General features: G+C 57.8%; 20 protein-coding genes and 1 pseudogene. 10 read left to right on the forward strand and 11 right to left on the reverse strand.

Annotated elements, in window-relative coordinates; genetic code table 11:
- Positions 1–38: 38 nt before the first annotated feature.
- The gene (locus VSQ83_RS17390) at positions 39–494 is read left to right on the forward strand and encodes a DUF721 domain-containing protein (RefSeq protein WP_133077383.1); all 456 of its coding nucleotides are present in this window, start codon (positions 39–41) and stop codon (positions 492–494) included.
- A gap of 15 nt (positions 495–509) precedes the next feature.
- Here VSQ83_RS17390 and VSQ83_RS17395 read toward each other — a convergent pair whose 3' ends face one another.
- Entirely contained in the window at positions 510–1,994 is a 1,485-nt protein-coding gene (locus VSQ83_RS17395; protein ID WP_326427253.1) for a helicase HerA-like domain-containing protein, read from the reverse strand.
- 195 nt (positions 1,995–2,189) lie between these two features.
- On the opposite strand from VSQ83_RS17395, the pseudogene VSQ83_RS26795 reads away from it, so the two are divergent.
- Positions 2,190–3,221, forward strand: a pseudogene (locus tag VSQ83_RS26795) (HAMP domain-containing protein); the annotation flags it as partial.
- A 93-nt stretch (positions 3,222–3,314) separates the two neighbouring features.
- Complete coding sequence (locus VSQ83_RS26800) at positions 3,315–4,079, forward strand: methyl-accepting chemotaxis protein (RefSeq protein WP_374105705.1); 765 nt, start codon at positions 3,315–3,317, stop codon at positions 4,077–4,079.
- On the opposite strand, the gene VSQ83_RS17405 is transcribed toward VSQ83_RS26800, so the two are convergent.
- Together VSQ83_RS17405 and purU are read right to left on the reverse strand one after the other, a co-directional pair.
- Positions 4,002–4,262, reverse strand: a complete 261-nt coding sequence (locus tag VSQ83_RS17405) for a hypothetical protein (protein WP_133077380.1) — start codon at positions 4,260–4,262, stop codon at positions 4,002–4,004. The two genes, VSQ83_RS26800 and VSQ83_RS17405, sit on opposite strands and share 78 nt — an antisense overlap.
- 132 nt (positions 4,263–4,394) lie before the next feature.
- The gene (gene purU / locus VSQ83_RS17410; protein ID WP_016782207.1) at positions 4,395–5,243 is read right to left on the reverse strand and encodes a formyltetrahydrofolate deformylase; all 849 of its coding nucleotides are present in this window, start codon (positions 5,241–5,243) and stop codon (positions 4,395–4,397) included.
- Between the two features lie 351 nt (positions 5,244–5,594).
- Between purU and mvaT the strand changes: the two genes are divergently transcribed.
- Complete coding sequence (gene mvaT, locus VSQ83_RS17415) at positions 5,595–5,972, forward strand: histone-like nucleoid-structuring protein MvaT (protein WP_133077379.1); 378 nt, start codon at positions 5,595–5,597, stop codon at positions 5,970–5,972.
- A 76-nt stretch (positions 5,973–6,048) separates the two neighbouring features.
- On the opposite strand, the gene sbcB is transcribed toward mvaT, so the two are convergent.
- From sbcB to VSQ83_RS17430, 3 genes are all read right to left on the reverse strand, one after another.
- Entirely contained in the window at positions 6,049–7,500 is a 1,452-nt protein-coding gene (gene sbcB / locus VSQ83_RS17420; protein ID WP_326427254.1) for an exodeoxyribonuclease I, read from the reverse strand.
- A 67-nt stretch (positions 7,501–7,567) separates the two neighbouring features.
- On the reverse strand, positions 7,568–7,927 hold the full coding sequence (locus VSQ83_RS17425) for a PilZ domain-containing protein (RefSeq protein WP_133077377.1): 360 nt from the start codon (positions 7,925–7,927) through the stop codon (positions 7,568–7,570).
- A gap of 180 nt (positions 7,928–8,107) precedes the next feature.
- Positions 8,108–8,488 carry a tetratricopeptide repeat protein gene (locus VSQ83_RS17430; protein ID WP_133077376.1) on the reverse strand — a complete coding sequence of 127 codons (381 nt, stop codon included), beginning with the start codon at positions 8,486–8,488 and terminating at the stop codon, positions 8,108–8,110.
- A 161-nt stretch (positions 8,489–8,649) separates the two neighbouring features.
- Here VSQ83_RS17430 and pyk point away from each other — a divergent pair, with 161 nt between their 5' ends.
- On the forward strand, positions 8,650–10,101 hold the full coding sequence (gene pyk, locus VSQ83_RS17435; RefSeq protein ID WP_133077375.1) for a pyruvate kinase: 1,452 nt from the start codon (positions 8,650–8,652) through the stop codon (positions 10,099–10,101).
- Positions 10,102–10,169: 68 nt separating this feature from the next.
- Here the strand turns inward: pyk and VSQ83_RS17440 are convergent, their stop codons facing one another.
- On the reverse strand, positions 10,170–11,108 hold the full coding sequence (locus VSQ83_RS17440) for an iron-sulfur-binding ferredoxin reductase (protein ID WP_133077374.1): 939 nt from the start codon (positions 11,106–11,108) through the stop codon (positions 10,170–10,172).
- A 333-nt stretch (positions 11,109–11,441) separates the two neighbouring features.
- Here VSQ83_RS17440 and VSQ83_RS17445 point away from each other — a divergent pair, with 333 nt between their 5' ends.
- Positions 11,442–12,965, forward strand: a complete 1,524-nt coding sequence (locus VSQ83_RS17445; RefSeq protein WP_133077373.1) for a fumarate hydratase — start codon at positions 11,442–11,444, stop codon at positions 12,963–12,965.
- 75 nt (positions 12,966–13,040) lie between these two features.
- Here VSQ83_RS17445 and yiaY read toward each other — a convergent pair whose 3' ends face one another.
- Entirely contained in the window at positions 13,041–14,189 is a 1,149-nt protein-coding gene (gene yiaY, locus VSQ83_RS17450; RefSeq protein WP_133077372.1) for an L-threonine dehydrogenase, read from the reverse strand.
- Between the two features lie 138 nt (positions 14,190–14,327).
- On the opposite strand from yiaY, the gene VSQ83_RS17455 reads away from it, so the two are divergent.
- On the forward strand, positions 14,328–15,353 hold the full coding sequence (locus VSQ83_RS17455; RefSeq protein WP_326427255.1) for a DUF4917 family protein: 1,026 nt from the start codon (positions 14,328–14,330) through the stop codon (positions 15,351–15,353).
- 15 nt (positions 15,354–15,368) lie between these two features.
- Here the strand turns inward: VSQ83_RS17455 and VSQ83_RS17460 are convergent, their stop codons facing one another.
- Entirely contained in the window at positions 15,369–15,701 is a 333-nt protein-coding gene (locus VSQ83_RS17460) for a YegP family protein (protein ID WP_133077370.1), read from the reverse strand.
- Between the two features lie 172 nt (positions 15,702–15,873).
- Between VSQ83_RS17460 and VSQ83_RS17465 the strand changes: the two genes are divergently transcribed.
- The 3 genes from VSQ83_RS17465 (at position 15,874) to VSQ83_RS17475 (ending at position 20,024) form a co-directional block, all read left to right on the forward strand.
- Complete coding sequence (locus VSQ83_RS17465; RefSeq protein ID WP_133077369.1) at positions 15,874–16,413, forward strand: RNA polymerase sigma factor; 540 nt, start codon at positions 15,874–15,876, stop codon at positions 16,411–16,413.
- Positions 16,410–17,351 carry a FecR family protein gene (locus VSQ83_RS17470; RefSeq protein WP_219262060.1) on the forward strand — a complete coding sequence of 314 codons (942 nt, stop codon included), beginning with the start codon at positions 16,410–16,412 and terminating at the stop codon, positions 17,349–17,351. Before VSQ83_RS17465 ends, VSQ83_RS17470 begins: the two co-directional genes overlap by 4 nt.
- Before the next feature lie 120 nt (positions 17,352–17,471).
- On the forward strand, positions 17,472–20,024 hold the full coding sequence (locus VSQ83_RS17475; protein ID WP_326427257.1) for a TonB-dependent receptor: 2,553 nt from the start codon (positions 17,472–17,474) through the stop codon (positions 20,022–20,024).
- Between the two features lie 138 nt (positions 20,025–20,162).
- Here the strand turns inward: VSQ83_RS17475 and VSQ83_RS17480 are convergent, their stop codons facing one another.
- Both VSQ83_RS17480 and VSQ83_RS17485 read right to left on the reverse strand, forming a co-directional pair.
- Positions 20,163–20,483 (reverse strand): ribbon-helix-helix domain-containing protein, encoded by a 321-nt coding sequence (locus tag VSQ83_RS17480; protein WP_133077366.1) that lies wholly within the window; start codon positions 20,481–20,483, stop codon positions 20,163–20,165.
- A gap of 15 nt (positions 20,484–20,498) precedes the next feature.
- Positions 20,499–21,080, reverse strand: a complete 582-nt coding sequence (locus VSQ83_RS17485) for a DJ-1/PfpI family protein (RefSeq protein WP_133077365.1) — start codon at positions 21,078–21,080, stop codon at positions 20,499–20,501.
- Between the last annotated feature and the right edge of the window lie 87 nt (positions 21,081–21,167).

The raw sequence follows: 21,167 nt of genomic DNA on the forward strand, positions 1-21,167 counted from the left end.
TGCTAAGATTGCGGCTCTGCTTTCTCAGGTGTTTGAACATGGCATTTCGCCCACATCCAGCACGGGCACCCTCCGTTCTGCTCCGCGAGGCCAAGCCCCTAAAAGCCATTTTTGGTCATGCAAAGCGTCTGGCGCACCTGCAGCGCTTGCTTGAAAGCCAGCTCCAGCCAGCCGCACGCGAGCATTGCCACGTCGCTTCGTGGCGCGAAGGCAACCTGTTGCTAATCGTGACTGACGGCCACTGGGCCACTCGCCTGCGCTATCAGCAAAAACGCCTGCTGCGCCAACTGCAGGCATTTGACGAGTTCGCCAGCCTGACCCGGATTCTCTTCAAAGTGCAGCCACCCACAGTGCAGGCCAAGGTTGCGGGGCATACGCTGGATTTATCCGAGGATGCCGCCCAGACCATCCAGGCAACGGCCGACGGCATTACCGACCCGGCCTTGCGCGCCGCCCTTGAGCGCCTGGCGAGTCACGCACGACCTAAACCCTGACCAGCTCCCACCGTTTTACTTGCGCTTGCTGCTGCCCAACAACGACCCCAGCAGCCCCCGAACCAACTGGCGCCCCATCTGGCTGGCCGCCTGGCGCGCCATCGACTGCAGCGCCTTGCCTGCGGTCGAACCCAGAAAGTCTCCCGCCTGATCCAGAAACCCCGGCTCGTGCGGCGCAGCCTGTGTCTGCGCCTGATCTTGCGGCGCCACGCCCTTGCGGGCCATGAGAATCTCGTACGCCGACTCCCGATCCACAGGCTTGTCGTATCGCCCCTGCAGCGCAGAACCGCGAATCAAGGCCTCGCGCTCGGCTTCAGTCAACGGACCAATACGCGATTGCGGTGGCGCAATCAGTACGCGCTGGACCATGGCTGGCGTGCCTTTTTCTTCAAGCATGCCCACCAGCGCCTCCCCTGTACCCAGCTCTGTCAGTACCGCCAACGCATTAAACGCCGGATTCGGACGAAATCCGTCAGCCACGGCCTTCAGGGACTTCTGCTCCTTGGCCGTAAAGGCCCGCAGGCCATGCTGGATACGCAGCCCCAACTGCGCGAGCACCGTATCCGGCAAGTCCGCAGGCGATTGAGTGACAAAATACACCCCGACACCCTTGGAACGGATCAGGCGTACGACTTGTTCCAAGCGATCCTGCAACGCTTTTGGCATCCCGGCAAACAGCAGGTGCGCCTCGTCAAAAAACAGCGCCAGCAGGGGTTTGTCCGCGTCGCCGCGCTCGGGCAGTTGCTCGAAAAGCTCCGCCAACAGCCACAGCAGAAAGGTTGCGTACACCTTTGGCGCTTCATGAACCAAGCGACTGGCATCAAGCAGATGAATCTGCCCGCGACCGTCACTGGCAGGCTGCAAAATATCTTCGAGTTGCAGTGCCGGCTCCCCGAACAGGGCTTCAGCACCCTGCTGTTCGAGGGTTGCCAGACGCCGCAACAGGGCCTGACTTGAGCCGGTGGTCATCAGGGCGGCGTCATCGCCCAATATTTGAGGGTTATCACGCAGATGATTGAGGAGCGCCTTCAGGTCTTTGAGGTCGAGCAACAACAACCCTTCACGATCCGCCACCTTGAAGGCTGCATAGAGCGCCGACTGCTGGCTATCGGTCAGCTCCAGCAGGCTGCCTAACAGCAACGGTCCCATTTCACTCAAGGTTGTACGCAACGGATGACCGGTCTTGCCCTGGATATCCCACAAGGTCACCGGATACGCCTTGGGCTGGTAATTGAGCCACGGCATTCCCGCAATCCGCTCCGCGATTTTCCCCTGGGGGTTGCCGGCCGCGCCCAAACCGCACAGATCGCCCTTGATGTCAGCGGCAAAGACTGCAACTCCGGCATCGCTGAACTGTTCGGCCAAACGTTGGAGAGTCACGGTTTTACCCGTCCCCGTGGCACCCGCCACCAGCCCGTGCCGGTTGGCAAGGCGCAAGGACTGAGCGATGGGCTGACCCGAAAGGTCGGCACCGAGTACTAGAGCAGAAGAGTCAGGCATTTTGCCACCTTTGATTAATCTTTCGCGATCGCGGGTCGATACACCTTGAATGCTAGACCAGAAAAAACCGGATTTAGCGTCGTAAAGCGCCTTGATGAACACTCAACCTGCCCGGTTAAGGCGGTGATGTGTAGCACGCGCGTTTTACCAGAGTGTATGCCTCACACTTTTAGACCTTAGCGGACCCTTCAAGCCATGAATAAAAACCTGCGTTTCAGCCATAAAATCCTGCTTGCCGCGTCCCTGATCGTAATAGCCGCCTTTTCGCTATTTACGCTGTACAACGACTACTTGCAACGCAATGCCATCCGCCACAACCTGGACAGCTACCTGCACGAAATGGGCAGCGTCACGGCCAACAACATACAGACATGGCTGGGAGGCCGGATTCTGCTGGCGCAAAACCTCGCCGAATCCATCGCCCTCACTCCAGAGCCCGCCCAGGTGGCGAACCTGCTGGAGCAAAAAACCCTGAGCAGTACGTTTATGGCCGTTTATTTTGGTGACAGCCAGGGCGGCTTTACCATTCGCCCTGACAGCAAAATGCCTGACGGCTACGACCCGCGTACCCGCCCCTGGTACAAGGATGCGCTGAACAGCGCCTCCTCAAGCCTGACTGAACCCTATATAGATGCAGCCACCGGCCAGATGGTTATTTCCATCGGTGCCCCGGTTAGAGAATCCGGGCAAACCCTGGGCGTCGTCGGCGCCGACCTGACGCTGCAAACCATTACCGACAGCATCAATGCCCTGAACTTCAATGGCATGGGCTACGCCTTTCTGATCAGTGCCGACGGCAAGATCCTGGTCCACCCGGACAAAACCCTGGTGACGAAAAACCTGAAGGATGTCTATCCCCAGGACACGCCTTCGATCAACGCCGGGTTCAGCGAGATCCAGGTCGACGGCAAAACCCGTATCGTGACCTTTGCGCCGGTCAAAGGCCTGGGTTCGGTCAACTGGTACATCGGCCTGTCCGTTGACAAGGAACAAGCGTTCGCAGCGCTCAGCGAGTTCCGAACGTCGGCCATCATTGCCACCGTGATTGCAGTGGTTTCGATCATTGCCCTCCTCGGCCTGCTGATTCGCCTGCTGATGCAGCCACTGCACGTCATGACCCGTGCCATGCAGAACATTGCCGAAGGTGAAGGCGACCTGACGCGCCGCCTGGTGGTTGAGTCCCAGGATGAGTTCGGCATGCTGGGCAGTGCGTTCAACCGTTTTGTCGAACGCATTCACTCGTCGATCAGCGAAGTGGCCTCGGCGACTGAACAGGTCAACGAAGTGGCCCTGCGTGTCGTCAGCGCATCCAACTCATCGATGCTCAACTCGGACGAGCAAGCAAGTCGCACCAACAGCGTTGCAGCTGCGATCAACGAATTGGGTGCCGCGGCGCAAGAGATCGCGCGCAATGCGGCCCAGGCATCACACCAGGCCAGCGATGCACGCGGCCTGGCCGAAGAAGGCCAGCAAGTGGTGGAACGCAGCATCAACTCGATGCAGAAACTGTCGCAAATGCTCGGCACATCCAGCGGTCATATCGAGTCGTTGAACGACAAGACCGTGAACATCGGACAGATCCTTGAAGTGATCACCAGCATTTCTCAGCAAACCAACCTGCTGGCGCTTAACGCTGCCATTGAAGCGGCTCGTGCTGGCGAGGCCGGGCGCGGTTTTGCCGTGGTGGCCGATGAAGTTCGCAACCTGGCACACCGTACCCAGGAGTCGGCGCAGCAAGTACAAAAGATGATCGAGGAGTTGCAGGTCAGCGCCCGCGGTTCAGTGAGCACCATGGAAGAAAGTCAGCGTCACAGCCAGGACAGCGTAGAAATCGCCAACCGCGCAGGCGAGCGCCTGATCAGCGTGACCGAACGCATTGGCGAGATCGACGGGATGAACCAGTCCGTCGCCACGGCAACCGAAGAGCAAACCTCGGTGGTCGAGTCGATCAACATGGACATTACCGAAATCAATACGCTCAACCAGGAAGGGGTTGAAAATCTTCAGTCAACGCTTCGGGCCTGTTCCGACCTTGAACAGCAGGCTGCCCGCTTGAAGCAACTGGTGGGTAGTTTCCGCATCTGAGTGACAGTCAGCCGCTTCAAGCCTGTCGCTTGAAGCTTGCTGCAACTGCTCCCAAAGCCTGGCGGCATCGGCAAAATCGGTGCCGTCCTCCGGGCTCAGCGCATCCGGGTCATAACGACTCAAACAGCCTTCACCCACAGTGGCGGGTGCACGGGATGTAGCGTTGTCGAGTGGATCACTCATGTCACCTCCCCTGCACTGCTGCAAACCTTTGGGAGCTGGCTGCCTGCAATACAGGCAACCCGGCTCATATGAAACACCGAGGCGATACCATCGCGAGCAAGCCCGCTCCCGCACGTGTTGTGCAGTGAATACTTAGAACACAACCGTCTTGTTGCCATGAACCAGCACGCGGTCTTCAAGGTGATAACGCAGGCCACGGGCCAGCACCATCTTCTCGACGTCACGACCGAAACGAACCATATCTTCAATACTGTCGCTGTGGCTGACGCGCACCACGTCCTGCTCGATGATGGGGCCGGCGTCCAGTTCTTCAGTCACGTAATGGCACGTTGCGCCGATCAGTTTCACGCCACGCATTGATGCCTGGTGATAAGGCTTGGCGCCTACAAACGATGGCAGGAAGCTGTGGTGAATGTTGATGACCTGGCCTGCATATTCACGGCACAGATCAGGTGGCAGGATTTGCATGTAGCGCGCCAGCACCACCACTTCAGCATCATGATGCTTGACTAGACGCGAGACCTCGGCAAATGCCGGCTCTTTGTTCTTCGGGTCAACCGGGACGTGATAGAACGGGATGCCATGCCACTCGACCATGCTGCGCAAGTCATCGTGGTTGGAAATCACGCACGAAATATCGCAGTCCAGTTCATCGCTATGCCAGCGGTGCAGCAGATCTGCCAAACAGTGGGATTCGCGACTCGCCATCAACACCACGCGTTTTTTCTGCGCCGTATCGGTAATACGCCACTCCATCGAGAACTCTTCGGCGATCGGGGCAAATGCCTCACGAAATGCCTCGAGACCGAAAGGCAGGGAATCGGCACGAATCTCGTGACGCATAAAGAACCAACCGCTCTGGTCGTCCGAGTGATGGCTCGCTTCAGTGATCCAGCCATTGTGGGAGGCAAGGAAATTGCTGACCTTGGCGACAATGCCGACGCCGTCGGGGCACGCAATCACCAACCGAAAAGTGCGCATGAGGGAAAAACTCCAAAAACTTTACTAAGGCCGCCATTCTAGCGAGTGCGCGGCAAAACTACAGTATTCGTTACGCCCTGCTGCCTGCGCCACGGCGTCGCGCTGCCTGTTCCACACGCCAGCACCGACGTGGCCTGCACTGTAATTGGCGTGTAACTGGCAGGCCTTATTAATCACCGTTATTAAGGCTGCTGTACCGCTCATTATTTAATGAGCGCGCATATAGAGACGGTGAAGTTAATGAATAAAATTTTAAATTAATCACCTGTTACAGGTTTACTTGCAGTTACTGTCTGACTACTATTGCGCCACTGTCTCCCTGTTACCCCTTTTCAACATAAGGTTATCCTCATGTCCTTGATCAACGAATACCGTGCAACAGAAGAAGCTATCAAAGAACTGCAAGCTCGCCTGAAGAACCTGTCCGAAGACGACAAACTTCAAACCGAGCTGGAATTTGAAGGCAAACTGCGCACGCTGATGGGCGAATACCAGAAATCGCTACGCGATATCATCGCGCTTCTGGACCCAGAGTCCAAAGTAAGCAAAGCACCACGCGGTGTTGTTAAAACCACCGGCACCAAACGTGCCCGCAAGGTTAAACAATACAAAAACCCGCACAACGGTGAAGTGATTGAAACCAAAGGCGGCAACCACAAAACTCTGAAAGAGTGGAAAGCCAAGTGGGGCAGCGACGAGGTTGAAGGTTGGGCTACTTTGCTCGACTAAGTGATACCCCGCGCGCACACTTTTTGCGCCGCTAATAAAAAACGCCAGCTTGCTGGCGTTTTTTATTGCCTGTTTTTTAATCCGTACTCTCCGTGCACGCATCCAGCCCAACGCGACGGCTCAACTCCCGTGCATAACGCTGCCATTCGCCCAGCAGCTTTAGCTGAGCCGCCGTGGCGCTGCGGGACAGCTCGTCCGCTGCCTGCATGAAGTTATCCAGGGTCATGGGGGCTCCCATGGCAGGATCAGTCAAACGTTGTTGGCAGAACAGATGCCAGCGTTCAACTTCTTCAGCACTCAAGGTATGAGGAAAGTTTCGGGCCCGGTAGCGGAATAATAATTCGGGTAACCGTTCATCATCAAAAGCCCATGTATCGTTGGCCAACTGCTCCGGGTCACTGAGTCTGACTTGCTCACACAAGCGACGATCGCGATCACCGAAAAAGCCGTCATACAATTGCTGCTCCGGATCTTCACTGGGGGCAAAGTCTTCGCGGGCATAAATGGCCGACAACTTATCCTTCCAAACTTCCTGTGCCTCGCTCAGGCGAGCGGCTCGTGCTTGATAGAGCGGCATATCCAATTGCAAGCGCTCTTGATCCTGTGCACGCACTACATTCAAGGGCGCCACCACCGGACAACGATTAATCTGAATCAGCTTTAGCGGAACCGGCAATTGACCTTCGGGCAAATCTTCACGACGGGTGTAAAGCATTGTGCGCAAAGTGTCGGCATCCATGTCCAGTAATGGCTGAGGATCAAAGTGCAGATCGCACACAATCAGCGCATTGCGATTCTTCGGATGCCAGGCCAGCGGCAATACCACGCCCACATAATGTCTGGCCGCAGAAAAGCGTCCCGAAATATGCACCATCGGTTGCAACAGACGAACTTGATCAAGCACGCGCTGCTTACTGCGCAACTGGAATAACCAGTCATATAACTTGGGTTGTTTGTCACGGATCAGCCGAGCCAGTGCGATGGTTGCCCGCACATCGGACAACGCATCGTGGGCCTGACCATGATCAATCCCGTTGGCGGCCGTCAAACGCTCCAGCTTGAGCGTCACCCGCCCGTCTTCCTGAGGCCAGACGATCCCTTCAGGACGCAGGGCGTAGGCTGTACGCACGACATCGATCAAGTCCCAGCGACTGTTGCCGCCCTGCCATTCACGGGCATAAGGATCGAAAAAGTTTCGATACAGACTGTAGCGCGTTACCTCGTCATCAAAGCGCAGCGAGTTGTAGCCCGCGCCACAGGTACCGGGTTGCGCCAGCTGGGCATGCGTGCGGGTCATGAACTCCGCCTCGCCCAAGCCTTTGTCTTCAAGGCGGCTAGGGGTGATGCCCGTGATCAGGCAGGCCATCGGATGAGGAAGAATGTCGTCGCTGGGCTGGCAGTAGAGATTGACCGGCTGATCAATCTCGTTGAGTTCCAGGTCGGTGCGGATACCGGCCACTTGCACGGCTCGATCGCAGCGCGGATTAATGCCGGTCGTTTCGTAGTCGTACCAAAAAATAGAGGTCACGGGGTGTTCCTGAGCAGTAGACCTCAACAGTCTAGGCGCTCAAACCCGGGCAAGACCAGCCTTGGAGCTAGGCAGAGGCCTGCAAGGGCTGAAAACTGAAGTAGCGCTGCAGGGATGTAATCAATGCCGCGTATTCGGCAGGCGGCTGATACAGGACAAAGCCGGAGTCGTAATAATGAGGCGTTACATCCTCATGACACCACATGCAACGCGCCGTCAGATCAATAAACTGCGGGTATCCTTCGGTATCGGGAAGCTTGAGCCGAAACTCGAAGTTGGCGTCCACCAGCATCGGTAGTTGACTGATCAGCATCAGGCCACCCTCGGACACATTACCCAAAAAACCAATGGGCTTGTCCGTGAACCGATTGAACACTTTTAGGAAAAACGTCAGTTGATGCCGCTGGATAAGCCGCTCGATAACCATGATCACTATCACTTTAAAAGGCCATTCAGCATGGCCGCGCTAGCGCCTCGAAACACCCTGCCCGCCTGAGGCACAGCCCCCAGGCACTACACCTTATTGGATACGCACAAATACATGACAAGCTCAAACGAGTTGAATATTAGTCAACCGACTCCAAATGACCAGTTTAAATTTCGTACATCATGGAATGACTGCAGGTAGCGCCTGAGCCGTTGTCCCGGGCCCCGGGATGAATTTGAGAATGCGCAGGGTCTCAATCCGCGCCTTGGCCCGATAGGCGTACTCGCTCTTGGGAAATTCATTGATGATGTACTGATAGGTCTGGGCCGCATCCAGGTAAAACTTCGTACGTTCCAGACACAACCCACGGAGCATAGCTGTTTGTGGCCAGATATACGGACGACTGCGACTGTCGCGGTCAACCTCGGACAACTCAAGCATCACCGCTTCGCAGTTGCCGCGGTCATAAGCACGGTAGGCATTGTTCAAATGGTGATTCATCGACCAACGGGTACAGCCGGCCACACTGGCAACCAACACTAAAATGAGCACAATTCGCATGGGGATCTCCTGTTCACCACAGTGTATCGACCCCACGGTCAAATTCTTCAGGCAACAGATCCGATGCACCACAACTTAAGCAGAAAGTAGTGCAGAGGAACAATGACTACAGCTAAAGACCATAGTAGCCTTTGGCAGCGCTTGAACTCAGGAGTCTTTGCATGTCTGTTCGTCGAACCAAAATTGTTGCCACACTTGGCCCTGCCAGCAATTCACCAGAAATGCTGGAGCAGCTGATCCTCGCTGGCCTGGACGTTGCCCGTCTGAACTTCTCCCACGGCACTCCCGATGAGCACAAGGCTCGCGCCAAGCTGGTCCGTGAGATCGCGGCCAAGCATGGTCGTTTCGTCGCCCTGCTGGGTGACCTGCAAGGCCCGAAAATCCGTATCGCCAAATTCGCCAACAAAAAGATCGAGCTGAAGATCGGTGACAAGTTCACCTTCTCCACCAGCCATCCGTTGACCGAAGGCAACCAGCAAGTGGTCGGTATCGACTACCCCGACCTGGTTAAAGACTGCGGCGTGGGCGACGAGCTGCTGCTCGACGACGGCCGTGTCGTCATGCGTGTAGACACTGCCACCGACGACGCCCTGCACTGCTCCGTGCTGATCGGCGGCCCGCTGTCCGACCATAAAGGCATCAACCGTCGCGGCGGCGGTCTGACCGCTCCAGCCCTGACTGAAAAAGACAAGGCTGACATCAAGCTGGCTGCCGAAATGGAAGTCGACTACCTGGCCGTATCCTTCCCTCGGGACGCTGCGGACATGGAATACGCCCGTCAACTGCGTGACGAGGCTGGCGGTACTGCCTGGCTGGTCGCGAAGATTGAACGCGCTGAAGCCGTGGCTGACGACGAAACCCTCGACGGCCTGATCAAGGCCAGCGACGCGGTAATGGTTGCCCGTGGCGACCTGGGCGTTGAAATCGGTGATGCAGAGCTGGTGGGCATCCAGAAGAAAATCATTCTGCACGCACGTCGCCACAATAAAGCGGTGATCGTAGCGACCCAGATGATGGAGTCGATGATCCAGAACCCGATGCCAACTCGCGCCGAAGTGTCCGACGTTGCCAACGCTGTTCTCGACTACACCGACGCCGTAATGCTCTCGGCCGAAAGTGCTGCCGGTGCCTATCCACTGGAAGCCGTACAAGCTATGGCACGTATTTGCGTCGGCGCTGAAAAGCATCCGACCAGCAAGACCTCCAGCCACCGCATCGGTAAAACCTTCGAAAGCTGCGATCAAAGCATTGCACTGGCGGCCATGTACACCGCCAACCACTTCCCGGGTGTCAAAGCGATCATCGCCCTGACCGAAAGCGGGTACACGCCGTTGATCATGTCGCGCATCCGTTCTTCGGTGCCGATCTACGCGTTCTCCCCGCACCGTGAAACCCAGGCCCGCGCCGCGATGTTCCGTGGTGTGTACACCGTACCGTTCGACCCGGCTTCGCTGCCGCCAGAACAGGTCAGCCAGGCTGCCATCGACGAGCTGCTCAAGCTGGGCGCTGTTAAAAATGGCGACTGGGTCATCCTGACCAAGGGCGACAGCTACCACACCATCGGTGGCACCAACGGCATGAAGATTCTGCATGTCGGCGACAAAATGGTTTAAGCCCTACAAGGCTCTAGCCCAAAGCCCCGCCTGAGTGATCAGGCGGGGCTTTTTTATGGCTGCCAGACTTAGCTGCGCGTCAAGAAAGCATCCGCCAGCAGTTGATTACGAGGCAGTCCGGCCAGAAACAGACGCTTGGCAAACCCATCGACACTGTCGGGATGCCCACAGACCAGCGCGTGGGTCTGGCGCGAGACAATGCGCATCTCAAGCAAGTACTCCGGCAACTGATGACGCTCCAGGTGCTCGACTACAAGGTTGGGGCAAGTGCCCGCCAAGGCGGACAATGAGTCCTTGAGGTAATACTCGCTTTCATCACGCGCCACATGCACCAGCAAAATCGGCCCTTGATGGTCCTGACGCAACGCCTCGCGCAACACGCCATACAGCGGCCCCAAACCGGTACCCGACGCCAGTAGCCAGAGCGGCTGCTCCTGCCAGTCCGGGTCGTAACGCAGCGCGCCACCGCGCAACTCACCCAGCCGCACACCCTCCCCGACCTTGAAATGACGGGCAGCGCTGGCGAACTCACCGGGGTGAGCGCAATCGAGGTGAAACTCCAGAAAGCGGTCTTCTTCGGGCAGACTGGCCAGCGAGTAAGGACGAGCGATACCACTGGCGGTCCACAGCACCACATGCTGGCCTGCGCGATAACGCAAAGGGCGCTGCGGCAAAAGACGCAGACGCAATACCGTCGGGCTCAGCCAGTCGAGCGCCGCCACCTCGGCAGGCAAGCCGTCGCGCACGGGATCAAACGCTTCAACCTCCAGATCTTCGACCACCTGGCACTGACACGCCAGGCGCCAGCCCTGCTCACGTTGCGCCCGGACCAAAGCGTCGGGCTTGAGATCCACAGGCTCACCCCTCACGCAACGCACCAGACACGCATGGCAACTGCCCGCCCGGCAGCTGTAGGGCACAGCCACACCGGCCTGATTCAAGGCGTCGAGCAGATTGGTGCCATCGGCAACCGACCAATGCCGGTCGGCAACGTGTAATTCGGGCACTCAGGCCTCCGCAGGATAATTCTGTGGGAGCGGGCTTGCTCGCGATTGCATCACCGCGGTGTACCAAGTTCACCGTGCAGCCTGCATCGCGAGCAAGCCCGCTCCCACATGGGGTATGGGTTGATTGATAGATCTTTATCGCAGCCTTCGCCAGCGGCTACAAGTTTTGCCCGTGCGGGTGTATCAAGGAGTGTACCGGGTTATACTGCCGCGCCGTTTTTGTACCGGTCATGCGTGCCCGGTATGCCTAGCAAAGATGTTTTCGACAGACCGATACACCAAGGTCGCAAACACCTTAATTGAATGTTCCCGTCTTATAGAGGAGCGCGACCCATGACCGTGATCAAGCAAGACGACCTGATTCAGAGCGTTGCTGACGCCCTGCAATTCATTTCCTACTACCACCCCGTGGACTTCATCCAGGCGATGCACGAGGCCTACCTGCGCGAAGAATCGCCAGCGGCCCGTGACTCGATGGCGCAAATCCTGATCAACTCGCGCATGTGTGCCACTGGCCACCGCCCGATTTGCCAGGACACCGGCATCGTCACCGTTTTCGTGCGCGTAGGCATGGATGTACGCTGGACCGGCGCCACCATGGGCCTGGACGACATGATCAACGAAGGCGTGCGTCGCGCTTATAACTTGCCGGAAAACGTCCTGCGCGCTTCGATCCTGGCCGACCCGGCAGGCGCCCGTCGCAACACCAAGGACAACACCCCTGCGGTCATCCACTACTCCATCGTTCCGGGTAACACCGTGGAAGTGGACGTAGCGGCCAAGGGCGGCGGTTCCGAGAACAAGTCGAAAATGGCCATGCTCAACCCGTCCGACTCGATCGTTGACTGGGTGCTCAAGACTGTTCCGACCATGGGCGCGGGCTGGTGCCCACCGGGCATGCTCGGCATCGGCATCGGCGGCACCGCTGAAAAAGCGGCCGTGATGGCCAAGGAAGTGTTGATGGAGTCCATCGACATTCACGACCTGATCAAGCGTGGCCCGTCCAGCCGTATCGAAGAGATGCGCATCGAGCTGTTCGAGAAGGTCAACCAACTGGGTATCGGCGCCCAGGGCCTGGGCGGCCTGACCACTGTTCTTGACGTGAAAATCATGGACTACCCGACCCACGCAGCGTCCCTGCCGGTGTGCATGATCCCGAACTGCGCGGCCACCCGTCACGCCCACTTCGTACTGGACGGCTCCGGCCCTGCAGCACTCGAAGCGCCACCGCTGGACGCCTACCCGGAAATCGTTTGGGAAGCAGGCCCGTCGGCCCGCCGTGTCAACCTCGACACCCTGACCCCGGAAGACGTGCAGAGCTGGAAGCCGGGCGAAACCGTCCTGCTGAACGGCAAAATGCTGACCGGTCGTGACGCTGCGCACAAGCGCATGGTTGAAATGCTGAACAAGGGTGAAACCTTGCCGGTAGACCTCAAGGGTCGCTTCATCTACTACGTGGGCCCGGTTGATCCGGTGCGCGACGAAGTGGTTGGCCCTGCCGGTCCGACCACCGCCACGCGGATGGACAAGTTCACCCGTCAGATCCTCGATCAAACCGGCCTGCTGGGCATGATCGGCAAATCCGAGCGCGGTCCTACCGCCATCGAAGCCATCAAGGAACACAAAGCCGTGTACCTGATGGCCGTCGGCGGTGCTGCGTACCTGGTAGCCCAGGCGATCAAGAAATCGCGCGTGGTGGCATTTGCCGAACTGGGTATGGAAGCGATCTACGAGTTCGACGTCAAAGACATGCCCGTCACTGTGGCAGTCGACAGCAACGGCGAGTCGGTCCACATCACCGGCCCGGCGATCTGGCAGAAAAAAATCAGCGACAGCCTGGCCGTAGAAGTGCAATAAGCGCTTTTAAAGCCAGACATAAAAACGGCCGGGTTAATAACCCGGCCGTTTTTTTATGCCCTCAAACCAGCCCGCTTAAAACGCGTTACGGAAGATTTCCTCAATCTGCCCCTGATCTGCCTTGCGCGGATTGGTCAAACCACACGCATCTTTCAAGGCATTGGTGGCCAGGATCGGGATGTCATCCAGCTTGGCCCCCAGATCACGCAGCCCCGCCGGAATCTCGACGTCCCTGGCCAGCGTACGAATCGCCGCAATGGCCGCCTGGGCGCCCTCTTCCGGGCTCAGGCCGCGCACATCGGCACCCAGTGCATGGGCCACGTCGGTCAAACGAGCCGCGCACACACTGGCGTTAAAGGTTTGCACATGGGGCAGCAATACTGCGTTGCACACACCATGGGGCAAGTCATAGAACCCGCCCAACTGGTGGGCCATCGCATGCACAAAGCCCAGGGATGCGTTGTTAAAGGCCATACCGGCCATGAACTGCGCGTAAGCCATGTTTTCGCGCGCCGTCAGGTCCTTGCCGTCATTCACCGCCTGGCGCAGGTTCTGACTGATCAGCTCCATTGCCTTGATCGCGCAGGCATCGGTAATCGGGTTGGCTGCGGTCGACACATAAGCCTCAATGGCATGGGTCAGCGCATCCATGCCCGTGGCTGCCGTCAGGCCTTTAGGCATCGCGACCATCAACTCAGGGTCGTTGACCGACAGCAGCGGCGTGACGTTGCGGTCGACAATGGCCATTTTTACGTGGCGCTCTTCGTCTGTGATGATGCAAAAACGCGTCATTTCACTGGCCGTACCAGCCGTGGTGTTGATCGAAACCAGCGGCATTTGCGGCTTGGCCGAGCGATCGACACCTTCGTAATCACGGATATGCCCGCCATTGGTCGCGCACAGCGCAATGCCCTTGGCGCAGTCATGGGGCGAACCGCCGCCCAGCGACACGATAAAGTCGCAGTGCTGCGCCTTGAGCACCAGCAGTCCCGCCTCTACGTTGGCAATGCTCGGGTTAGGTTTGGCACCGTCAAAAATCACCGAATCAATGTCTTGCAGCGCGAGCTTTTCAGCGATCAAGGTCGCAACCCCCGCCTTGGCCAGCCCCGCGTCGGTCACAATCAATGCCTTGCGAAAGCCATAGTTGCGGATCGCAGTCATGGCCTCGTCCAGACAACCATTACCCATGATGTTGACGGCGGGAATAAAAAAAGTACTGGTCATGTCGAGTCCTCTTGACGGGTCATTGGCTAAATCGGTTCTTTACAGCTTCGCCCAATCACAATGCAGCAATGTTGATCTGGCTCAACACTTGAGCGTGATAAAGTCCGCTACCGCCCACGCCTTGAGACGATATTTGCGATGACACCCTTCCAGGAATTTGATGCCGAACTAGAAGACTGGAACCAGTTACGCACCAGCACGCCGTGCAGCGGTCTGCTGATCGGTAACGGCGCGAGCATGGCCGTGTGGCATGACTTCTATTACGACTCACTGTTTGATAAAGCCAAGAGCGTAGCCGAAAAACCGCTGAGCCAGACCGAACTCAGCGTGTTCGAAGCCCTTGGCACCCGCAATTTCGAACATGTACTGAGCGCCCTCAAGACCGCGAGCAAGGTCAACAAGGCACTGGCCATCAACTCGGCCTCACCGCGCAAACGCTATTACGCCATCAAGGAAGCCCTGATCAACTGCACTCAGGACATCCACATCCCCTGGCGCCTGATGCAGCCCGACACCCTGGCTTGCTGGCACGAGGAACTGGCGCGCTATGCCACCGTGTATTGTTCCAACTACGACCTGCTGGCGCCCTGGGCTGTCATGCAGGCACCCAAGCAGTTCAATGACCTGTTCAATGCATCCGGTTCGACCTTTGAATTGAGTGCGAGCGCCGCCAAGGGCAAAACCACCCGCATGCTCTACCTGCACGGAGCGTTGCACCTGGTCAGGAATCAGGAAGGCAAGGCCCGGAAAATCACGGCCAGCGAGCCCACCTTGTTGAGCAACTTCGCCATTAACCACTCGATCAGCGCACTGGACGATGTACCGTTATTTGTCAGCGAAACCAGCAGTGACGACAAGCGCAAATCCATTCGCCAGTCCGATTACCTGTCTTTTTGCCATGAGCAGCTAATGGCTCATAAAGACGCGCTGTGCATTTTTGGCCATAGCTTGAGCGAGCAGGACCAACACCTGATCGACGCCTTGCGCCTGGCGCCGCTCAAAACCCTGTGCATCGCCATCTACCCGCGCAGCGAGGCGTTTATCCGTTTCCAGAAAAACCATTACACCGCGCTGTTTGCCGAAAAGAAACTGGCACTTCGCTTCTTCAATTCAAAGACTCACCCGCTGGGCCTCAGCCGACACTCCGTGCCGGTAGAGGCTTGACCCACACCACGTCCCTCAGAGCTTCTCTTTGATCACCGTCGTCGGGCCGTTGTGTTTGACACTGGCAATGCCTTTGTCACGCGCGGCCTCTGAGCTGTACAACTCACTGGTACCAATGACCTGGTGATTGGCCGCCTTCAGATTGAAGTAGGGCTTGCCATCCTTGGCCGCTTTTTTCTCGTAGCGCTCATCCAGCGGGCTGTTGGCCTGAACCGAGGCAATCCCGGCCTTGGCCGCCGCGAGCGTGGTGTACTGCTCACTGACCAATATCGTTTCGGCATTCGCCGCTTTCAATACAAAACGAAACTGCCCGCTGCTGGTCTTGCTCAATTCGTACCAACCCGACATAGCCTTTCTCCTGAAAATAAGGGTGCCTGCGCTTATTCAGTAAAGACCCCACAGGCTATTTATCCATTTATCGACAGGAATGAACGGGACACGCATTTTCAACGAGACAAATAGCAATGGTTATCGATACCATTCGCGACTTATTTGCATCGCTGTGTTCACAAGGATCTTCATGTCAGGCCTTAAACCCGACCCGCCCGCGGCCGATCACTTTCGCGAGTTCTATACGCAAATTCTGCACTTTCTGCGCAAGCGCACCGACAACACCAGCGATGCAGCCGACATGACCCAGGATGTTTTCACCCAATGGCTGGGTTATCAGGACCGGGCCAAGGTCGAGCAGCCACGGGCTTTTTTATTTCAGATGGCGCGCAATCTGTTGCGCGACCACTGGCGGCGCCAGCAAGTACGACAAGCCGTGCACGGCGAGCACGCCGAGAGTGAAGCCGAACCCTTAAGTGATGAGAGGGATGACCCGATGGCCGCGGCCCAGCGTCAGCAGCGCCTTGAGCAGCTCAAAAGCGTGCTTGCAGAACTCTCGCCCAGGCGCCGCGAAGCCCTTATGCTGCACCGTTTTGAAGGCTTGAGTCAGGCACAGATTGCCGCACGCATGGGGATTTCCGTGAGCATGGTCGAAAAGCACATTGCCCTGGCCTTACTGCACTGCAAGCAACATCTACAACGGGACAGCGGCAAGGAGCAGCCAAAATGAGTCCTTTTCAAGAAGCCGGGCACGAGAGCATCGATGAACAGGCGGCCCATTGGTTTTCGCGCAATCGTAACGAGCGCGACCCATCCAGCCGAGAGCAATTCAACAGGTGGCATGCCAACCCGGCCCATGCACAGGCCTATGCCGAATTCCAATCCCTGTGGGCTGATCTGGGCGAACTTGAACGGGTAAACCGTCCCGTAACGCTTCCCGTGCGCCCCCGGCGATTCAACGCAGCGCTGGCCACCGCGGCCGCCGTCCTGTGCGCCGTCTTTGCGCTGAACCTGGGCGCCCCAGTGGCCCTGCACCAGCTGCACGTGAGCACCTCGGCCCAAGGGGGGCGCACGGTATCACTGCCTGACGGCAGCACCTTGAATGTCAATGCCAACACCCGGGTACGCCTCGAATTCAGCGCACAACAGCGCGATATATATCTGGATCAGGGCCAGTTTTATATCGACGTAGCGGCCAATAAAGAGCAACCACTGGTGGTGCATGCTGGCGATGCGCGCATCCGGGTAGTCGGCACCGGATTCGATGTCCGGCGCAGCTCACGCCAATTGGTGGTCAGTGTCGCCCATGGCCAGGTTGCGTTTACCCCTGATGCCACCTCTTCAACCCTGCTTGGCGCTCAGCAACGCGCCACCTACGACTACGCCAGGCACTCACTGCAAGAGCAAAACCTGGGCCCTGATGAAGTGGCGGACTGGCGCAGCGGGCACCTGTCCTTTCGCAATCGCGAACTGGCCAGCCTGGTGGACGAGCTGGACCTGTACCGCCCCGGCGTCATCCAGCTTGCCGATGGCCCCCTCGCTCGCTACAAGGTCTCCGGCAACCTGGACACCCGCGATCCACTGGCACTGGTCAAGGCCCTTCCCGCGTTGATCCCGGTAAAAAACGTGCTGCTGGACAACGGAATCATCCGCATCGAACCTCGCTAAAAAAACATATGCGAATATTTTGCATTCGCATATGTGGTTTTTTCAGGCTGTCGCGTCTTCCTCCGGTCTGCGTTGCCAACGCATGTCTTTTTGGCCTTTGTTGCCACACCGGGGGATTTCATGTTTCGCACACCACATCACTTCTCGCACGTTTACGCGCGCCCGACACTGGCGGCGGCTTGCCTGGCGATCAGCCTGCAAGCCCATGCCCAGTCGTTCCAGTTGCAGTTGCAGTTGCCGGCACAATCGCTGGCCAGCTCACTGAGTGAGGTGGCACAGCAAGCGAAAATCCAGCTGCTGTTTGACGAAGCCCTGCTACGCAACATAAAAGCCCCCGCGCTCAAAGGCGACTTCACACCACAACAGGCCATCCAGCTACTGCTCAAGGGCACCGACTTCAGCTTGATCCAGGTCGACCGCACCTACGTTGTCCGGCCTCGGGAAGACGGCACCACCACCAGCAACAGCCTTGAACTCGGCGCAGTCAGCGTCGTGGGTAATGGTAACGAGGTCGACTCCAGCAGCGTCGGCAAATCGACCATGACCCAAACCCAGATCAATCAGTATCAGGCCAACAACATCCCCAGCCTGCTGGCCACACTGCCGGGCATCAACCTCGGCGGATCGCTCAAGCCTGGCGGTCAGACCATCAATATCTGGGGCATGGGCGAAGCCGAAGACGTTCAAATGACGGTGGATGGCGCGACCAAAAGCGGCTTTGAACGCTACAAACAGGGCACGATTTTTATCGAGCCCGAGCTGATCAAGCGCCTTGAAGTAGAAAAAGGCCCCCATGACATACACACCGGCAATGGTGGTTTTGCCGGCGTCGTACACATGGAAACCAAAGATGCCCCGGACTTGCTCGAAGACGGCAAAGACGTTGGCGCCATGCTCAAGTACGGCTACAGCAGCAATGATCATCAACAGGTTTACAGCGGTGCCGCGTACGGCCGCACCGAAGATGGCCGCGCCGATGCACTGGTGTACTACACCAAACGCGACGGCGACAACATGAAGCTGGCCGACACGATGCCCGATCCGAAAAACCTGTACCCGGTCAATCCCAAGCGCCTGCCCAACACCGCCCAGGATCTGGACGCGCAACTGCTCAAGCTCAACCTGAGACTCAATGACGAACACCGCGTCGGCATGTCTTACTCACGGGCGAACAATGACCTGTGGGTGCCCTTCTCGGCTGTCAGCTATCCGGAGCCACCCAGCAAGGCCAACATTGCCAAATATGGCTATGACATTGCCTCCCGACGATACCTGTCCAACCGCTCAACCATCGACACCACCTGGTCGACCAAATACAAATACGAGCCTCTGGACAACCCCCTGGTAGACCTTGAGGTCAAGTACTCCCACTCCAACACCGAACAAACCGACAAGCGCAGCGAACAGGCCCACACCCAGCCCACCACCGGCGGGCGCAAGATGGAAACCGGCTACACCGATGACATGCTGCAGATCGAAAACATCAGCCTGTTTGCCACCGGCCCGCTGGACCATGCCGTGACCACCGGCGTGCAATTTCGCAGACATCAGCGTGATGTGGACATGTGGATGCCAGGCGGGAATTACGAAACAGAGAAGTACAATTACGGCCACTACCAGCCCAACTTCATGCCACGGGGCAAGGTCAATACCAACAGCATCTACCTTCAGGACGCCATCACTTGGGGCGACTTCACCTTGACCCCGTCCATGCGTTACGACCATGTGCGCAATCGCGGTCAGGAAAACGACGCGCCCTTTTACAACCATCCGGAACTGGGTCACGACTACAGCGACAAAACCTACACTGGCTGGTCGCCTCGCCTGTCGGCCTTCTGGACAATTACCCCGAAAACAGCCTTGTTCGTTAACTACAGCAAGACCTGGCGCGCCCCGGTGATCGACGAGCAATACGAAGTCCAGGGCACTGGCAGCCGCACCTCCAGCAGCCGGAGCCTGGATCCCGAGCGCATCACCGGCTGGCGCGGGGGAAACATCACCACGTTTGATCAGATTTTCGGCGACAGCGACCACGCCCTGGTGCGCACCACCCTGTTCCACAACACCGTCGACGACGAGATTTTCAAAGCCACAGGTGTGGGCTGTGCCGCACAAACAGTCGATGTCAGCATGAGCACAGCCTGCGGCCCCAATATGCCCAACTACCGCAATATTGGCAGTGTGACGATCAAAGGGTTTGAGGTTGAGAGCTTTTACGAGTCCACCTACGTGTTCGGCTCACTGTCGTACGCATGGATGACGGGTAAACACGAAGGCGCCTACACCAACCCGTGGGGCCCCAACGTCTGGGCCCGAGACGTGCCTGCACCAAAATGGATTGCCGTACTGGGCACCAAAATACCGAGCCTGGATGCTCGCGTTGGCTGGAAGGGAGAATGGGTGCGTAAAACAGACCGCAGACCGAGCGACGATTACTACAGCAGCCCGATCAGCGTTCTGGGTGACCGTTACTGGGATCACTACAACAACGACGGCTACAACGTGCAGGGCCTGTTTGCCAACTGGAAGCCGCAACAGCCGTACCTCAAGGGCACCGAGGTCAACTTCACCCTGGACAATATGTTCAATAACAGCTTTCGCCCGATGCTCAGCGGCGATAACGCCTACAGCCAGGGCCGCAATGCCAAGGTCAGCGTAACGCGGTTCTTCTGAGTTGGCTGATCCGGCAAACCCTCTGTGGGAGCGGGCTTGCTCGCGATTCGGCCTGCACGGTGTATCTGGCCCACCGCGTCGACGCCATCGCGGGCAAGCCCGGCTCCCACAGGTGTGTGCCGCTCACACCCGCAAGCGCTATTGCGGGAGAGAGCGGTTACTGTGACGTGCTACCACACTCAACTCCGGCGCCTGCACCCGGCGCTGGCTCAAGTAGCGGGTGCAACTCACGCGCAGGAACGAGGCAAAGTTGACCACTTCGCCGCGATAATCCATGACCTCTTCATACAGCTTGGCCACCAATTGGTTGGTGGTCATGCCGTCTGCTTCGGCGATTTCACTGAGAATGTCCCAGAACTGGTTTTCCAGGCGCAACGTCGTGACCACGCCGCAAATACGCAATGAGCGCGAACGTGACTCGTAAAGAATCGGATCGGCTTTTACATACAGTTCACACATGGTCACGCCTCCTTCCTACAAAGTGATCTTGGTGCCCAACAAGCCCAGAAACGCCGCAAGCCATGCAGGATGTGCCGGCCAGGCAGGAGCGGTAGCCAGGTTGCCCTGTACATGGGCCTTGGTCACGTCGATGTCGATATACGTACCGCCCGCCAGACGCACTTCCGGTGCACACGCCGGATAAGCACTGCATTCACGTCCTTCAAGCGTGCCCGCCGCCGCCAGCAGTTGCGCGCCATGGCACACCGCCGCAATCGGCTTGCCCGCCGTGTCGAAATCACGAACCAGTTCAAGAACCTTTTCGTTCAAGCGCAGGTATTCCGGTGCACGACCACCCGGCACGAGCAGAGCGTCGTAATCGCTGGCTTTAACCTTGTCGAAATCGAAATTCAGGGCAAACAGATGGCCGGGTTTTTCGCTGTAGGTCTGGTCGCCCTCGAAGTCGTGGATGGCGGTACGCACGGTTTGGCCAGAGGTCTTGCCCGGGCACACGGCGTGCACGTGATGACCGACCATCAACAGCGCCTGAAACGGCACCATCACTTCGTAGTCTTCGACGTAATCGCCGACCAGCATCAGAATTTTTTTCGCTGCCATGGTGCGTGCTCCTGTGGGGTAAGACCTTGGGCCAGTAAGAGTAGCCAAAGTAACCCCTCAGCGCCCAAGCGGGTAATAGCCAAGTAC

The sequence above is a fragment of the Pseudomonas sp. DSV-1 genome, from assembly GCF_035830915.1.
In the GTDB taxonomy this organism is placed as follows: Bacteria; Pseudomonadota; Gammaproteobacteria; order Pseudomonadales; family Pseudomonadaceae; genus Aquipseudomonas.

What these genes read in the sequence shown, in the direction of transcription:
- VSQ83_RS17390 (WP_133077383.1), top strand. Translation starts at nt 39, where the DNA reads ATGGCATTTCGCCCACATCCAGCACGGGCACCCTCCGTTCTGCTCCGC.
- VSQ83_RS17395 (WP_326427253.1), bottom strand. Translation starts at nt 1,994, where the DNA reads ATGCCTGACTCTTCTGCTCTAGTACTCGGTGCCGACCTTTCGGGTCAG.
- VSQ83_RS26800 (WP_374105705.1), top strand. Translation starts at nt 3,315, where the DNA reads ATGCTCAACTCGGACGAGCAAGCAAGTCGCACCAACAGCGTTGCAGCT.
- VSQ83_RS17405 (WP_133077380.1), bottom strand. Translation starts at nt 4,262, where the DNA reads ATGAGTGATCCACTCGACAACGCTACATCCCGTGCACCCGCCACTGTG.
- purU (WP_016782207.1), bottom strand. Translation starts at nt 5,243, where the DNA reads ATGCGCACTTTTCGGTTGGTGATTGCGTGCCCCGACGGCGTCGGCATT.
- mvaT (WP_133077379.1), top strand. Translation starts at nt 5,595, where the DNA reads ATGTCCTTGATCAACGAATACCGTGCAACAGAAGAAGCTATCAAAGAA.
- VSQ83_RS17425 (WP_133077377.1), bottom strand. Translation starts at nt 7,927, where the DNA reads ATGGTTATCGAGCGGCTTATCCAGCGGCATCAACTGACGTTTTTCCTA.
- VSQ83_RS17430 (WP_133077376.1), bottom strand. Translation starts at nt 8,488, where the DNA reads ATGCGAATTGTGCTCATTTTAGTGTTGGTTGCCAGTGTGGCCGGCTGT.
- pyk (WP_133077375.1), top strand. Translation starts at nt 8,650, where the DNA reads ATGTCTGTTCGTCGAACCAAAATTGTTGCCACACTTGGCCCTGCCAGC.
- VSQ83_RS17445 (WP_133077373.1), top strand. Translation starts at nt 11,442, where the DNA reads ATGACCGTGATCAAGCAAGACGACCTGATTCAGAGCGTTGCTGACGCC.
- yiaY (WP_133077372.1), bottom strand. Translation starts at nt 14,189, where the DNA reads ATGACCAGTACTTTTTTTATTCCCGCCGTCAACATCATGGGTAATGGT.
- VSQ83_RS17455 (WP_326427255.1), top strand. Translation starts at nt 14,328, where the DNA reads ATGACACCCTTCCAGGAATTTGATGCCGAACTAGAAGACTGGAACCAG.
- VSQ83_RS17460 (WP_133077370.1), bottom strand. Translation starts at nt 15,701, where the DNA reads ATGTCGGGTTGGTACGAATTGAGCAAGACCAGCAGCGGGCAGTTTCGT.
- VSQ83_RS17465 (WP_133077369.1), top strand. Translation starts at nt 15,874, where the DNA reads ATGTCAGGCCTTAAACCCGACCCGCCCGCGGCCGATCACTTTCGCGAG.
- VSQ83_RS17470 (WP_219262060.1), top strand. Translation starts at nt 16,410, where the DNA reads ATGAGTCCTTTTCAAGAAGCCGGGCACGAGAGCATCGATGAACAGGCG.
- VSQ83_RS17475 (WP_326427257.1), top strand. Translation starts at nt 17,472, where the DNA reads ATGTTTCGCACACCACATCACTTCTCGCACGTTTACGCGCGCCCGACA.
- VSQ83_RS17480 (WP_133077366.1), bottom strand. Translation starts at nt 20,483, where the DNA reads ATGTGTGAACTGTATGTAAAAGCCGATCCGATTCTTTACGAGTCACGT.
- VSQ83_RS17485 (WP_133077365.1), bottom strand. Translation starts at nt 21,080, where the DNA reads ATGGCAGCGAAAAAAATTCTGATGCTGGTCGGCGATTACGTCGAAGAC.